This window comes from Blastococcus sp. OS1-29 (assembly GCF_057628075.1).
In genome coordinates this window covers 434476-449292 of sequence record NZ_JBXXJK010000001.1, presented here as the reverse complement: position 1 = coordinate 449292, position 14817 = coordinate 434476, and the positions used below count along the sequence as shown (strand labels likewise).

Genomic DNA, 14817 nt, shown 5'->3' with positions numbered 1-14817 from the left:
TTCTCGCGCCGCGTCTCCGGTGTCTCCCCTAGCCACGCGGAGGGTGCTCCGACCGGGTAGTTGCCGGGACGACGTAGCGTGGACCGGATGCCTCCGGAACCTCCAGCGACGCTGGCCGCCTGGCTGCGCACCCGCAGCGACGAGCAGCTGGCTGCGCTGTTGGTGGCCCGCCCCGACGTCGCCCGTCCCGCCCCCTCCGATGTCGTCGCGCTGGCCAGCCGGCTCGCCGTCCCCGTCTCGGTCGACCGCGCCCTCGACGAGCTGGACGCGGCGACCCTGCAGGTCCTCGACGTCGTCCTGCTCGCGCCCACCGACGGAGTCACGGCGGACGAGCTTCCCGCGGCGCTCCCCGAGCTGCCGGACGACGTCCTCGTCGCCGCGCTCGACCGGCTGGCCACGCGGGCCCTGCTGTGGGGCGACGAGCTGCTGCGCGCGCCGGACCCCGTGCGCCGCGCCGTCCGGCACCCGGCAGGGCTGGGCCGGCGGGCGGCCGAGCTGCGCCTGCAGCTGCCGGCCGACCTCGACGTCGCCCTCGGCGAGCTGGATCCCGAGGAGCGCGCCGTGCTGGAGCGGCTCGCCGGCGAGCGCCCGGTCGGTCACCTGCCGGACGGGCCGGCGGACGGCGCCCGCACGCCGGCCCGGCGGCTGCTCCAGCGGGGCCTGCTGGCCCGCATCGACGCGCTCAACGTCGAGCTGCCCCGCGAGATCGGCCTGCGCCTGCGCGGCGACCGCCCCTACGGCCCGCCGCGGCTGCGCCCCGAGCCTGCGCTCACCACCCACGAGCAGGGCTCGGTGGACCGGCGCGCGGCCGGGGCGGCGCTGGAGAGCGTGGGCAAGGTCGGCGAGCTGCTGGCCGTCCTGGAGGAGGAGCCGGCCGGGCTGCTGCGCAGCGGCGGCGTCGGGGTGCGCGACCAGAAGCGGCTGGCGCGGGTGCTGCACGTCGGTGAGCCCGAGGCGGCCTGGCTGCTCGAGCTGGCCTACGCCGCCGGGCTGCTCGACGTGGGCGGCCCGCACCGCGACGAGTGGCTGCCCACCCGCACCTACGACGTGTGGCGCGAGCAGGACCTGCCGGACCGGTGGGCGGCCCTCGCCGTGGGCTGGCTGGCCGGGGTGCGGCTGCCGTCGCTGGTCGGCCAGCGGGACGTGGCCGGCAAGGCCGTGAACCCGCTCTCCCCCGATCTGGTGCGCCACACGGCACCGGCGATCCGCCGCTCGGCGCTCACCGTGCTGGCCGAGTTCCCGCCGGGTTCGGGGCTGGCCGGCGACGACCTGGTGGCCCTGCTCCGCTGGCGGACCCCCCGGCGGGCCGACCGGCTCGCGCCGGTGACGGCGATGCTCGCCGAGGCCGCGCGCCTGGGCGTCGTCGTCGGCGGCGTCCTGTCCACCGCCGGCCGCGGCCTGCTGGCCTCCGGCGAGGACGGCGCGGGCGACGGCATGCGGGGGCTGCTGCCCGAGCCGGTCGACCACGTGCTGGCCCAGCCCGACCTGTCGCTGATCGCGCCGGGGCCGCTGGTCGCCGAGCTGGCCGACACCCTCGCCGTCGTCGCGGACGTCGAGTCCTCCGGCGGCGCCACGGTCTTCCGGGTCTCGGAGTTCAGCGTGCGGCGCGCGCTGGACTCGGGCTGGTCGGCGACCGACCTGCACGACTTCTTCTCGAAGGCCTCGCGCACCCCGGTGCCGCAGGCGCTGGACTACCTCATCGACGACGTCGCGCGGCAGCACGGCCGGCTCCGCGTCGGGGCCGTCGAGTCCTACGTCCGTTCCGACGACCACGGGCTGTTGTCGCAGGTGCTCAACGACCGGCGCGCGGCGGCGGCGGAGCTGCGGCGGCTGGCCCCGGGCGTGCTGGTCAGCGGCCTGGGCGCCGACGAGGTGCTCACGGTGCTCCGCGAAGCCGGGTACGCCCCGGCCGGGGAGAACCCGGGCGGCGCCGTCCTCACCCGGCCCCCCGCCCGTCCGCGGGCAGCCGGACGACGGACGGGCACCGAGCACTCTCCCCTCCCGCGGCCGCTCACCACCGACGAACTGGATGCCACCGTGCGGCAGATGCGCGCCGGCGACGCGGCGCTGGCCGCCCGCCGCGGCGAGGCGGTCCGGCAGATCCCCGGCGTGACCACGGCGAGCACGCTGGAGCTGCTCTCCCGGGCGGTCAGCGCGGGGCTGCCGGTCTGGCTCGGCTACGTCGACGCCCAGGGCAGCGGCAGTCAGCGGGTGGTGCGCCCGGTGTCCCTGGCCGGCGGCTTCCTGCAGGGCTACGACGAGCGGCGGGGAGAGAACAGCACGTTCGCGGTGCACCGGATCACCTCGGTCGCACTCGTCGAGGAGGACCAGGGGGCTTCCCCGGCGCAGTAAAGTTGATCTCCCCAACATCTTGGGCGGGAGGCCCACATGACGGAGACCGTTGCCGATCGGCTGGCGGGAGCGCTCGCCGTCGTCCTCGGCGTGGAGCGGCTGCCGGTCCGGCTGACCGCCTGGGACGGCAGCACGGCCGGGCCCGAGGACGCCCCGGAGGTCGTCGTCCGCTCGCCGCAGGCCGTGCGCCGGCTGGTGTGGGCGCCGGGTGAGCTCGGCCTGGCCCGCGCCTACGTCGCCGGAGAGCTGGACGTGGCCGGCGACGACCTGTACGCGGCGTTCGCGGCGCTGAGCTCGTCGGGCCGCCTGGCTCCCGGGCAGTCGGGCGGGCCCTCGGTCGCCGACCGGGTGTCGCTCGTGCGGACCGGGCTGGCCCTCGGCGTCGTCGGGCGCGAGCCCGCGCCGCCGGCGGAGGAGGTCCGGGTCCGCCGGTACGGACGGCGGCACAGCCGCCGGCGCGACGCGGCCGCGGTCTCGCACCACTACGACGTCGGCAACGACTTCTACCGGCTCGTGCTCGGGCCCTCGATGGTCTACTCCTGCGCCGTCTGGGACGACGAGTCGGTGGGCCTGGAGGTCGCGCAGGAGGCCAAGCTCGACCTGGTCTGCCGGAAGCTGGCGCTGCGCCCGGGCATGCGGCTGCTCGACGTCGGCTGCGGGTGGGGCAGCCTCGCCCTGCACGCGGCCCAACGCTACGACGTGCAGGTCGTGGGCATCACGCTGTCCCAGGAGCAGGCAGCGCTGGCCCGCAAGCGCGTGGCCGAGGCCGGGCTGACGGAGAAGGTCGACATCCGGGTGCAGGACTACCGCGTGATCGACGACGGCCCGTTCGACGCGATCAGCTCGGTCGGCATGGCCGAGCACGTCGGCCGCGGCAAGCTGCCCGGCTACGCGCAGAACCTCGCGGCGCTGCTGCGCCCCGGCGGACGGCTGCTCAACCACGCGATCTCCTGGGACGCCGGGGAGACGACCTGGGAGGACGACAGCTTCATCGCCCGCTACGTCTTCCCGGACGGCGAGCTGGTGAGCATCGGCGACATGCTCAACGCCCTGACGACGGCCGACCTCGAGGTGATCGACGTCGAGGCGCTGCGCCGGCACTACGCGCTGACGCTGCGCGCGTGGGTGCGCAATCTCGAGTCCTCCTGGGACGAGGCGGTGGCGCTGACCAGCGAGGGCCGCGCCCGGGTGTGGCGGCTCTACATGTCGGCGAGCGCCCTCGGCTTCGAGGAAGGAAAGATGGGTCTGAACCAGGTGCTCCTGCAGCGGCGGGGCGCCACCCCACCGCCGCTGCACCGCGACTGGACCTGACCCGCCGCGTCTGACGCCACCGAGCGGCGGTTTGTGCACTAACCGTCGCGCGGTCACTGGCACAGACCGCCGTCGGGGTCAGCTCGGGATGGCAGTACCGGGAAGTCTCGGTCGCCCCTCACGGTTACGGTGGAGAGTCCCCCTTTCTCCCCCCGAAGGAACAGCCACGCGTGAGTGACGGCCCGCTGATCGTCCAGTCGGACAAGACCCTGCTCCTCGAGGTCGACCACCCGCTGGCCAAGAACTGCCGCGCGGCGATCGCCCCGTTCGCGGAACTGGAGCGCTCCCCGGAGCACGTGCACACCTATCGGGTGACGCCACTGGCGCTGTGGAACGCCCGCGCCGCCGGTCACGACGCCGAGCAGGTCGTCGACGCGCTGGTGCGGTACTCCCGCTACCCGGTGCCGCACGCGCTGCTGGTCGACATCGCCGACACGATGGACCGGTTCGGCCGGCTGACCCTGGCGAACAACCCGGTGCACGGGCTGGTGCTCACCACCTCCGACCGGGCCGTGCTCGAGGAGGTCATCCGCTCCAAGCGGGTGGCCCCCATGCTGGGCGCGTGGATCGACGACGACTCGATCGTCGTCCACGCCTCCGAGCGCGGCCGGCTGAAGCAGGCGCTGCTCAAGATCGGCTGGCCGGCCGAGGACCTCGCCGGCTACGTCGACGGCGCCGCGCACCCGATCGAGCTCGACCAGTCGAACTGGCATCTGCGCGACTACCAGCAGGAGGCCGTCGAGGGCTTCTGGGCCGGCGGCTCCGGCGTCGTCGTCCTGCCCTGTGGCGCCGGGAAGACGCTGGTCGGCGCCGCGGCGATGGCCGAGGCGAAGGCGACCACGCTGATCCTGGTGACCAACACCGTCGCCGGCCGGCAGTGGAAGCGCGAGCTGGTCGCGCGGACGTCGCTGACCGAGGAGGAGATCGGCGAGTACTCGGGCGAGCGCAAGGAGATCCGCCCGGTCACCATCGCCACCTACCAGGTGATCACCACCCGCCGGAAGGGCGAGTACCGGCACCTGGACCTGTTCGACGCCCAGGACTGGGGCCTGATCGTCTACGACGAGGTGCACCTGCTGCCCGCGCCGATCTTCCGGCTGACCGCGGACCTGCAGTCCCGTCGCCGGCTCGGGCTCACCGCCACGCTCGTGCGCGAGGACGGGCGTGAGGACGACGTCTTCTCCCTGATCGGGCCCAAGCGCTACGACGCGCCGTGGCGCGACATCGAGGCGCAGGGCTACATCGCCCCGGCCGAGTGCATCGAGGTGCGGGTGTCGCTCGACGACGAGGAGCGGATGACCTACGCCGTCGCCGAGCCCGAGGAGCGGTACCGGATCGCGGCCACCGCGCAGTCGAAGCTGCCGGTGATCCGCCGGGTGCTCGAGCGGCACCCGAACGAGCCGTCGCTGGTGATCGGCGCCTACCTCGACCAGCTCGAGGAGCTCGGCACCGCGCTCGACGCGCCCGTCATCCAGGGCTCGACGACCAACAAGGAGCGGGAGAAGCTCTTCGACGCCTTCCGCAACGGGGAGATCCGCACGCTCGTCGTCTCGAAGGTGGCCAACTTCTCGATCGACCTGCCGGAGGCCGCGGTCGCCGTCCAGGTGTCCGGCACGTTCGGGTCGCGGCAGGAGGAGGCCCAGCGCCTCGGCCGGGTGCTGCGCCCGAAGGCCGACGGCCGCCAGGCGCACTTCTACACGGTGGTCAGCCGCGACACCCTGGACGCGGAGTACGCCGCCCACCGGCAGCGCTTCCTCGCCGAGCAGGGCTACGCGTACACGATCGTCGACGCCGCCGACCTGGCCGGCCTCGGCGAGGTCAATGGCCCCGACTGGACCGACGAACCCGCCGACTGAACGAAGCGTGTGCGCCCACGCCCCGTTTTGCGCCCGGAAATGGGTGGTGGGCGCACACGCTCACCGCAGGTCGAGGGCCATCAGCGCCCGGCCGACCCCGGTCCCCCGTGCCGACGGTGCGGTCTGCAGGCGGGTCACCCGGCCCCAGTGCGACACGACCGGGTCGGCGTTGCCGGTGAGCAGCAGCCAGCCGGCGACGTCGTCGTCCGTCGTGGCGACCAGCAGTCGGCTCAGCCGCGGGTGCAGGCCGTCGACGATCTGGCGCATCACCGGCGCGACGACGTCCTCGGTCACGGGTACCTCTTCGGCGAACCCGACCGCTCCCCCGGCGTTCACGACGTCCCGCCAGCACTCCGTCAGCGCGCGGTGCAGCTGGTCGGAGACGTCGTCAGGCCGGCTCAGCCACTGCAGTCGGAGATCGCTCCCGCTCACCTCCGCAGCCTGTCAGCCGCCGCGGGCACCGAGCGCATCGGAGTAGAAGCGCAGGTAGTCGGGCAGATGGGCCGACCAGTAGGGCCGCCCGTGCTGACCGGGGGCGGGATGCCACAGAACGTGCGCGCCGAGGCGACGTAGTTGCCTCGCCAGGGCCGCGTCGTCGTCGTACAGGCCGTCGCTCTCGCCCACGTCGAGGTAGATCGGGATCTTCGCCTGCGCGAGCGCCTCGGGCGAGCGTGGAACCGTGGTGCTGTGCCCACCCACCGCGCCGACCAGTGACGGGTGCGCCGCCGCGAACTCGAGGGCGTGCCGTCCGCCGAGGGAGACCCCGCCGACGGCCCGGCCGGTGCGCTCGGCCCGCGTGCGCCATCGGTGGTCGACGTCCGGGATCAGCTCGGCGGCGAGGTAGTCGTCGAAGCTCCTCGTCGCATGGCCGTCGCCGTCGAACTTCGGCCCGCCGTCGACCAGCACGAGCAGCATCGGGCCGACCGTGCCCGACCCGAGAGCCTCCTCCATGGCCTCCTGGATGCCGAGTTCGAGAAAGAAGCTGACGGTGTCCGATCCGCCGTGCAGCAGGTAGACGACGGGGTAGCGCCGCTCGGGGTCCAGGCCGTACCCGGGCGGCAGGTAGATCGTGTAGTCGCCGTGGGCGCCGAAGCTGCTGCCGGCCAGGTGGACGTCCTCGACCTCGCCCCGCGGGCCGGGGACCACCGTGGCGGCCAGCGCCGGCAGGGACGGACCGGGCGGGCTGGCCTGCGCGCCACACCCGCCGAGGCCGGCGACGATGACTGCGGCGCCCGCGAGCGCTCGTAGACGGTGGTGCCGCACGCGTCCAGGATGCGCCGGAGGCTGGGACGGAGCGTCCCGGGCCGACTCGTGCGGCCGTTGGGGAAGCCGGGGCCGCCGGGGCGTGACGTGACGGTCCGCCACGAACATGAGGATCGCCACACGCATCGGGGCTGACATCGATATGCGCTGGTCAGCGCCCTGCGGACCACGCCTATACGTCGCCTTCGGGGAGGCGCGCGGGAGGCGATCGGTTGGGCGTGTTGCCTCCGCGGACCGCAGAATGGGTCCCGATATGGGGAGTGCAGCACGAGCGGAGGCCCTGAGCCCGCAGACGATGAGCCGGCCGCTCCGAGCGTGGCAGCAGGCCGCCCTCGAGCAGTACGAGCAGCAGTCCCCGAAGGACTTCCTGGTCACCGCTACACCCGGCGCGGGCAAGACGACCTTCGCGCTGACGCTCGCCGCGCGGCTGCTCTCCCGCCGCGAGGTCGCGCGGGTCATCGTCGTCTGCCCGACCGACCACCTGCGTCTGCAGTGGGCCGACGCCGCCGACCGGCTGGGCATCGTGCTCGACCCCGGCCTGACCAACGCCGTCGGCCCGGTGCGTGCGGGCACCCAGGGTTACGTCACCACCTACGCCCAGGTCGCCGGCAAGCCGATGCTGCACGCGGCGCGGGCGACCTCGCTCAAGACGCTGGTCATCCTCGACGAGGTGCACCACGCCGGTGACGGCCTGTCCTGGGGCCAGGCGTCGGAGGAGGCGTTCGGCCGCGCCGCCCGCCGGCTCTGCCTGACCGGGACGCCGTTCCGCACCAAGCCGGACGAGCGCATCCCGTTCGTCCGGTACGAGGAGGACAGCTTCGAGGGGCAGGGCGGGCTGGTCAGCCGCGCCGACTACACCTACGGCTACAAGGAGGCGCTCGCGGACTCCGTCGTCCGTCCGGTCGTCTTCGCCGCCTACACCGGGACGTCGCGCTGGCGGAACTCCGCCGGCGAGGTCGTGGCCGCGTCGCTGTCGGAGGCCGGCACCAAGTCGGTGGAGATGCAGGCGTGGCGGACGGCGCTGGATCCCAAGGGCCAGTGGGTGCCGCACGTGATCGCCGCGATGGACGACCGGATCACCCACCTGCGCGAGAACGGCATGCCGGACGCCGCCGGGCTGATCCTCGCCAGCGACCAGGACGACGCCCGCGACTACGCCAAGATCGTCCGCCGGGTGACCGGCAAGGCCGCTGAGCTGATCCTGTCCGACGACCCGAAGGCGTCGAAGAAGATCGAGCGGTTCGCCACGGGGTCGGCCCGCATCGCCGTGTGCGTCCGCATGATCTCCGAGGGCGTCGACGTGCCGCGGGCCGCCGTCCTGGCGTGGATGACCTCCTACCGGACGCCGCTGTTCTTCGCCCAGGCCGTCGGCCGCGTGGTGCGTTCGCGGGCCCCGCACGAGTCGGCGACCGTGTTCCTCCCGGCCGTGCGCCCGCTGCTCTCCCTCGCCGCGTCGATGGAGGAGGAGCGCAACCACGTCATGCCTCCGCCGAAGACGGAGGTGGGTGACGAGCTCGATCTCGAGCCGCTGCCGCCGAAGGAGAAGGACCCGGACGGACTTCCGCAGTGGGAGGCACTGGAGGCCGACGCGCGGTTCGCGCACGTGCTGCACAGCGGGACGGCGCACACCGGTGAGGGCTCCGGCCCGACCGTGGTGGTGGGCGAGGAGGACGAGGAGTTCCTCGGCATCCCGGGCCTGCTGACCCCGGCGCAGACCGCCGAGCTGCTGTCCAAGCGGGACGAGGAGCTCCGGCTGCGGATCGCGCAGAGCCACCGCGACCACGGCGAGGACTTCCTGATCGTCGAGGACCACCCCGACGAGAACGACGCCGGCCGGTCGTGGCGCGACGCCGCCGAGCTGCGCCGCGAGATCAACCGGCTGGTCAACCGGGTGGCTGCGCGCACGTCACAGCCGCAGGCGGTGGTGCACACGCAGCTGCGGGCCTCGGTGCCGGGGCCGCCGTCGGCGTCCGCCTCGGTCGACGTCCTGCGCGCCCGCCGCGAGCGCCTCCGCACGATGCTCTGAGCCGAAGTCGTCCTCTGGTCGGCGGAATGTCCTTCCGGGCTCCCATGCGACGCAATCGAGTCCGTGTTCCTCGATCGACGCCCTGTTCCCGGCCGACGTCACGGGGTGGACGAGCGGCACTCCAGAACCTTCGGCTCGGGCAGCGTTGAACCGGAGATGCCCGGAATGGCGAGGGTCATGGGCCTCTGTGGTTCAACGATCGGCGAGCAGGCCGCGCTGGGCAGCGATCGCCACGGCTTCGGTGCGGCCACTCGCGCCGAGCTTCGCGATGATGTTGCTGACGTGGACGCTCGCCGTCTTCTCGCTGATGTACAGCTCGGCGCCGACCTGCTTGTTGGTGCGCCCCTGTGCGAGCAGGGCCAGCACCTCGGCCTCCCGGGGCGTGAGCACTGCCGCGATGCCGGCCGGGCGGACGCCGGGGAGTGCGACGTCGAGCCGGCCGCGCCGCACCAGCGCCTCGACCGCCGTCCGCAGTGGCCCGGCCCTGAGCCGGACGGCCACCTCGTGCGCCGCGCCTGCCTGCTCGGAGGCGCCCGCACGGTCGCCGGTGGCCAGCAACGCCTCGGCCAGCCGCCACCGCGAGCGAGCCTCCTCGTACGCGTGCCCGAACCCGAACGCCTCGACGGCGGCCCACCACAGCTGAGGTGACGCGTCGCCGTGCAGGCGCGCGTCCTCGGCGTCGACCCGCGCCAGCCAGGCGACCGCCTCCATGCCGAGCGGTCCGTACGCGGCGCCGTAGATGTCGACCGCGGACCGCGCGATGACGACCAGCTCCTCCCCGGCGGTCACCCACCGCTCGGCGCTGCCGCTGTCGCCGACCAGCCGGGCCCCTGCCGCCGCGTCGGCCACCGGCGCCAGCGCCGTCCCGACCAGGCGCAGGACGCCGAGGTGGTCGTCGGGCCACTGCGCCTGCAGCCGGCGGCAGGCGACCAGCGCGGCCTCCACGGCGCGGCCCGGGTCGCCGTCCCAGGCCGCCAGGTCGATCTCCGCGCCGGCCGTCACCAGGCCGAGCAGCACGTGCTCGTGCAGGCGCGGGATGAGCGCCGTGGCCCACGCCAGCCGTTCCCGGGCCGCCGGATCGCCGCGGCCGACCTGCACCAGCAGGCCCGCGGCCCGCACGTGCGCCGCCATCTCGGGCACCCGCGCCAGGAGGTCGGCCTCGGCGAGGCTCGCGTCCCAGTCGCCGGCCAGGTAGAGGGCGGTGACGTGCAGATGCCGCAGCTCCGCGGGATAGAACGACCACTCGATGCCGAGGTCCCGCGCGTGCGTCGTCGCCCGGCGCGTCCAGGTCAGGGCCTCCACGATGTCGCCGCCTTCGAACGCGACGCTCGCGCGGTTGTACAGAACCCGCATCTCGACGTCCAGGTCGCCGGAGCGGCGGGCCCGCTCGAGGGCCTCGTCCAGCCGGTGTCGCACCTCCGCCGGATCGGTGTCGGGGCGCACCCGCAGCTGGGAGACCGCGGTGTCGGACCAGGCGCTGTCCAGTCCGAGGACGTCGGCCGCGGCGAGCGCTTCATCGGCGGCGGCGTCACCTTCGGCCATGAGACCCACGGTGTAACTCATGCGGGCATGGGTCGCCGCCGCCCAGGTACGCACCTCGGACGGCGGATCGGCCGGCACCAGCGCCATGGCGGCCGAGCTCTCGCGGTGGGCCCCGGCGTCGTCCTCGACGCGGACCATGGCCTGCGCCAGCGTGTAGTGCACGCGCGCCCGCACCGCGGCCGGCGAGTCCGGCCCGAGCTCGTCCAGCGCCGAGCGGAGCAGCGCGACGGCCCAGTGGGGCTCCCCCGCCGTCCGCGCGGCCGCGGCCGCCTCGAGGAGCAGCGCCACCTGGTCGCGTCCGGCCCGTTCGGCGGCGTCGGGCACCACCGACCACAGCGCGAGCGCCTCCTTGAGGTGCATCAGCTGCTCGGCGGGAGCCCCGACGTTGCAGGCGTCCACCGCTGCCTCGAGGGAGGCGCTGAACGCGCGCGGCAGGTCGTTGCTCTCCCGGGCATGGTGCGCGCGCTCGGCGGCCGTGCCTGCGCCCGGGTTCTCCGCGAGGTAGGTGGCGATCGACGCGTGCAGCCGCACCCGCTCGCCGGGCAGCAGGTCGGCCAGGACGGCCTCGCGGAGCAGGGCATGCCGGAAGCGGTAGCGGCCGTCGTCTGAGACGACGAGCAGATGGTGGTGGACGGCCTCGGCCAGCGCCTCCTCCAGCACGCCCGTGGCGAGCCCGCCGACCGCCGCGACCAGTTCGTGCCGCACCCGCCGGCCGGCCACGGCTGCGATCCGGAGCACCTGCTGGGCCGCCTGCGATCGCTGCTCCACCCGCGCCAGGAGCACGTCGGTGAGCCCGAGCGGCAGGGTCTCGCCCTGCAGGCCCGCGGCCAGCAGCTCCTCGGCGTAGAACGCGTTGCCCTCCGCTCGGGCCACCACGTCGTCGACCGTCGACTCGGGCACGCCCCCGGCGGCGAGCTCGCGGACCAGAGCTGCCACGTCCGCGTCGGGCAGCGGTGCCAGATCGATCCGCTCGACGATCGGGAGTCGGACGAGCTCAGCCAGCAACGGACGGAGCGGATGCCGGCGATGCAGGTCGTCCGCGCGGTAGGACGCGACGACGAGCACCGAGTCGTCGACCAGCCGGGACAAGAGGTAGCGGAGCAGGTCACGACTGGACCGATCGGCCCAGTGGACGTCTTCCAGCACGATCACCAGCGGTGCCGCCGCAGCGAGCTCGCAGATGAGTCCGGCGACCGATTCGAAGAGCTGGAGCCGGCCGTCGTCCACCGGCTGCGGCGTCGCCCGGTGCGACAGCGGACGGCTGAGCTCACGCCCCTCACTCGGCGGTGACACCGGTGGCGGCCCGGAGGCCCGGCCCGCGAGCAGGCCCATCAGGAGTGGATTCGCCGCGGCGTCGGGTGCGAGCTCGGGGTCGCCGGCGACCGGCCGCAGCAGGTCGACGAACGGCAGGTAGGGCAGCCCGACGTCCCCGAGGTCGACGCAGTGGCCGGAGAGGACCCGGACGCCGCGCTCGGTCGCTCGCGCGGTGAACTCGTCGAGCAGCCGGGTCTTGCCGACCCCGGCGTCGCCGGCGAGCAGGACGGCGGAGCTGTGCCCCTCGGCCGCCCGCTGGACGTGCGCCAGCAGGCGGCCGAGCTCCTCGGCCCGGCCCACGATCGGGGCGTCATCCCAGCGCGGCACGACATCGATCGTGGCACGCCCCTCCGACAGGGCCGCCACGGACGTCGCGGGGATCAGCGGCGACGTCGGCGGGGGCGGAACCAGGCGCCTCGACGTCCGGAGCCGCCCGTGAGGGCCGCCTCCTCCAGCAGCTGCCGCCGGTAGGCGAGCTCCTCGTCGAGAGCGGGGTTGGGCTGGCGCGGTGACATGACATTCCCTTCGTCGTCCGGAGTGGACGACGACGACGTTCGGCCTAAGGGGTGCCCCCTGGCATCGGGCGTTCACGCAGTCCTGGCCGCTGCATGGGGCTGAGACCCCTCAGACCCACCCGATCGAGGGATCCGTCGAGGTCAGACGATTGGAACTAGTGCGCTGAGGGCATGGTCCGCAGCGCGGCGCCCGCCGCCGGTCCGGCATGCGCAATCCCCCGCCGGACCCCCACGAAGGGAGTCATCATGCGGCTCGGAACGTCGATCGTCCTCATCGCGCTGGGTGCGATCCTCACCTTTGCGCTGAACGTGAGCGTCTCCGGGGTGAACCTGGACGTCGTTGGCTGGATCCTGATGATCGTCGGTGCCCTGGGCATCGTCCTCGAGCTGGCCGTCTGGGGACCGCGCACCCGGCGTCGGGTCACCCACAGCGAGGGCTACGCGGCTCCGGCCGACGCCCCCGTCCGGCGCAGCACCACCGAAGAGACCTACTGATCCACACCGGCGTAGCCGCGACAGCCCCCGCCCTCACGGAGGACGGGGGCTGTCGCGTGTCATGAGCAGGTCCGGACCGGATGACGGCCGCCTCGCGGCGAGATGCACAACCCGGCTCCAGCCCCCGACCGAGGTCGGGGCGGTATTCCGTGAAGGCGTAACCAAATGGCACCCGGGGGCACGATGCACCCGGCCCGGACACGAGCAAGTCTACGCGCCAACGGGAGCACGGTCCTGTCGCGCCGAGTGGGCCCGGAGGGTCCGCGCAGGCGCGACGAACGCGCTCAACCCTGCTCGGGAACGGCTCGTGGCCGCGGTGCGATGCGATGCGGAGGATCGCAATGTCATGGCCGCGGTGTCGTCCGGAGGACGACGATGTCAATTGAAGCCGCGGTCGTCCTGCTTCAGCGCGGTGTCGACGGTCAGCGCCGAGGCCACGACCAGGCTCGCCAGCGGATCGGGCAGCCGGTAGTGCACGAGGACGACGTAGCGGTCGGCGGTGGTGAACAGCGTCCGCGCCAGGCCTTCCCACTTCTTCGTGATGCGGGCGACCTCCGTCCCCGCCGCGTCGGTGATCGAGAAGTCCCAGGCCCGCCAGTTCTCGGCCTGGATCGCGCCGACGAGCTGCCCGCCGGCGACCAGGTCGAACCGGATCTTGCCGAACACGTTGGCCTGCACGATCTCGCCGATCGGTGAACCGTCCGGCCGCTGCACCAGTACGCGCGACTTCATCACCTTGGCCGGCCGGGTGAGCACGAGCACCGGGCCCCGGGCGTCGCGCACCTCCAGGTGGTGGGTCATGAACTGGTCGAGGTTGGAGACGAACCGCATCGCCTTCTTCAGTCCGCTCTGCCCGACCTGGACGACGACCCCGATCTGCTGGCCCTCGCCGTCGTAGACCGCGTACTCGTTGGTCAGCTCGATCAGCTTGGTCTTCTGGGAGACCAGCAGGACGGGCTGCTCGAAGAGCGAGGGGCCGACGCCGGGCGGGGGTGGCGGAGGAACGGCTGAGGACGGCGGAGGCGGCGGAGGCGGAGGCGGGGGCGGCGGGGTCGCCTCCTGGACGTGGTCGGTCCACCCCTGCCCGTCCCACCAGCGGGTTCCGGCGGTGCCGGCGGGATCGGGGTACCAGCCTGGTGGAGGCGGCGGCTGAGTCACGGCGGGAAAGCTAGCGCCCCGGGACGTCCGCGGGGGCGCAGCGGCGCGTGCCAGACTCGCGACCATGTCGGACCTCTCCGCCGGCTCGCTGGTCGGGTTCGAGGCCTGGGCCCTCCTCGCGGGCGACTCCCCCACCTCGCGCACCGAGTGGGCCGCCGTCGTCGACGCCTGGAGCCAGCCGCACCGCCGGTACCACGACCTCGCCCACCTGGCCGCCGTCCTGGGGATCGTGGGTGCGCTACCGGGCGCCGAGGATCCCGACGCCGTCCGGCTGGCCGCCTGGTACCACGACGTCGTCTACGAGCCCGACCGCACCGACAACGAGCAGGTCAGTGCGGCCCGGGCACGCGTCGGGCTGCGCGGGCTGGTCCCGGACGCCCGCCTCGACGAGGTGGAGCGGCTCGTGCTGCTCACGGCGGCCCACGATCCCGGGCCAGACGACGCCAACGGCGCGGTGCTCTGCGACGCCGACCTCGCCGTGCTGGCCGGGCCGCCCGACGCCTACGCCGCCTACGCCTCGGCGGTGCGCGAGGAGTACGCGCACCTGTCGGACGACGAGTTCACGGCCGGCCGGATCGCCGTCCTGGAGCACCTGCTCGCGCTGCCCGCCCTCTACCGCACGCCGGAGGCGGCGGCGCAGTGGGCGGCCCGGGCGGCGGCCAACCTGACCGCGGAGCTCAGCCTGCTCCGGGCGCGCGCTGCTTCCGCACCCGCAGACCCGCCACCAGCAGCCGGCTGAGCAGTTCCTGCGCTCCCACCGGCTGCGCTCCGGCCGCGACGGCGACGTCGTAGAGGTCCTGCGGGATGTCGTAGTGGTCGCCCTGGAAGGCCCGCCGAGGGATGCCGAGCTCTCCCTGCACGAAGGCGTGCAGTTCGTCGTAGGACATGTCGCTGATCAGGTGCGACCACAGCCGGCCGCGCCAGTGCCACACCGGGGTGTCGATCAGCACGGTCACGGACGGCAGTCTGCCGGGTCCGGCTAGCG

12 protein-coding genes are annotated in these 14817 nt (G+C 73.9%); 6 read left to right on the top strand and 6 right to left on the bottom strand.

The window, feature by feature from the left end; translation table 11 throughout:
* The first annotated feature begins 87 nt into the window (after positions 1-87).
* From AC2H4J_RS02195 to AC2H4J_RS02185, 3 genes are all read left to right on the top strand, one after another.
* Positions 88-2352 (top strand): helicase-associated domain-containing protein, encoded by a 2265-nt coding sequence (locus tag AC2H4J_RS02195; protein ID WP_487463186.1) that lies wholly within the window; start codon positions 88-90, stop codon positions 2350-2352.
* Positions 2353-2388: 36 nt separating this feature from the next.
* A complete protein-coding gene (locus AC2H4J_RS02190; protein WP_487463185.1) occupies positions 2389-3663 on the top strand; it encodes a class I SAM-dependent methyltransferase in 1275 nt (424 codons plus the stop codon).
* Between the two features lie 170 nt (positions 3664-3833).
* Complete coding sequence (locus tag AC2H4J_RS02185) at positions 3834-5519, top strand: DNA repair helicase XPB (protein WP_487463184.1); 1686 nt, start codon at positions 3834-3836, stop codon at positions 5517-5519.
* Between the two features lie 60 nt (positions 5520-5579).
* On the opposite strand, the gene AC2H4J_RS02180 is transcribed toward AC2H4J_RS02185, so the two are convergent.
* Together AC2H4J_RS02180 and AC2H4J_RS02175 are read right to left on the bottom strand one after the other, a co-directional pair.
* Positions 5580-5951 carry an N-acetyltransferase family protein gene (locus AC2H4J_RS02180; protein WP_487463183.1) on the bottom strand — a complete coding sequence of 124 codons (372 nt, stop codon included), beginning with the start codon at positions 5949-5951 and terminating at the stop codon, positions 5580-5582.
* A 12-nt stretch (positions 5952-5963) separates the two neighbouring features.
* On the bottom strand, positions 5964-6782 hold the full coding sequence (locus tag AC2H4J_RS02175) for an alpha/beta hydrolase (protein WP_487463182.1): 819 nt from the start codon (positions 6780-6782) through the stop codon (positions 5964-5966).
* Positions 6783-7077: 295 nt separating this feature from the next.
* On the opposite strand from AC2H4J_RS02175, the gene AC2H4J_RS02170 reads away from it, so the two are divergent.
* Positions 7078-8808 carry a DEAD/DEAH box helicase gene (locus AC2H4J_RS02170; RefSeq protein ID WP_487463181.1) on the top strand — a complete coding sequence of 577 codons (1731 nt, stop codon included), beginning with the start codon at positions 7078-7080 and terminating at the stop codon, positions 8806-8808.
* A 192-nt stretch (positions 8809-9000) separates the two neighbouring features.
* Here the strand turns inward: AC2H4J_RS02170 and AC2H4J_RS02165 are convergent, their stop codons facing one another.
* Both AC2H4J_RS02165 and AC2H4J_RS02160 read right to left on the bottom strand, forming a co-directional pair.
* On the bottom strand, positions 9001-11991 hold the full coding sequence (locus AC2H4J_RS02165; RefSeq protein ID WP_487463180.1) for a helix-turn-helix transcriptional regulator: 2991 nt from the start codon (positions 11989-11991) through the stop codon (positions 9001-9003).
* 53 nt (positions 11992-12044) lie between these two features.
* Complete coding sequence (locus AC2H4J_RS02160; protein ID WP_487463179.1) at positions 12045-12179, bottom strand: hypothetical protein; 135 nt, start codon at positions 12177-12179, stop codon at positions 12045-12047.
* Between the two features lie 246 nt (positions 12180-12425).
* Here AC2H4J_RS02160 and AC2H4J_RS02155 point away from each other — a divergent pair, with 246 nt between their 5' ends.
* The gene (locus AC2H4J_RS02155) at positions 12426-12674 is read left to right on the top strand and encodes a DUF6458 family protein (protein WP_487463178.1); all 249 of its coding nucleotides are present in this window, start codon (positions 12426-12428) and stop codon (positions 12672-12674) included.
* A gap of 378 nt (positions 12675-13052) precedes the next feature.
* Here the strand turns inward: AC2H4J_RS02155 and AC2H4J_RS02150 are convergent, their stop codons facing one another.
* Complete coding sequence (locus tag AC2H4J_RS02150; protein ID WP_487463177.1) at positions 13053-13832, bottom strand: phospholipid scramblase-related protein; 780 nt, start codon at positions 13830-13832, stop codon at positions 13053-13055.
* A 64-nt stretch (positions 13833-13896) separates the two neighbouring features.
* On the opposite strand from AC2H4J_RS02150, the gene AC2H4J_RS02145 reads away from it, so the two are divergent.
* A complete protein-coding gene (locus AC2H4J_RS02145) occupies positions 13897-14571 on the top strand; it encodes an HD domain-containing protein (RefSeq protein ID WP_487463176.1) in 675 nt (224 codons plus the stop codon).
* Here the strand turns inward: AC2H4J_RS02145 and AC2H4J_RS02140 are convergent.
* Positions 14510-14788, bottom strand: a complete 279-nt coding sequence (locus AC2H4J_RS02140) for a DUF4031 domain-containing protein (protein WP_487463175.1) — start codon at positions 14786-14788, stop codon at positions 14510-14512. The two genes, AC2H4J_RS02145 and AC2H4J_RS02140, sit on opposite strands and share 62 nt — an antisense overlap.
* Between the last annotated feature and the right edge of the window lie 29 nt (positions 14789-14817).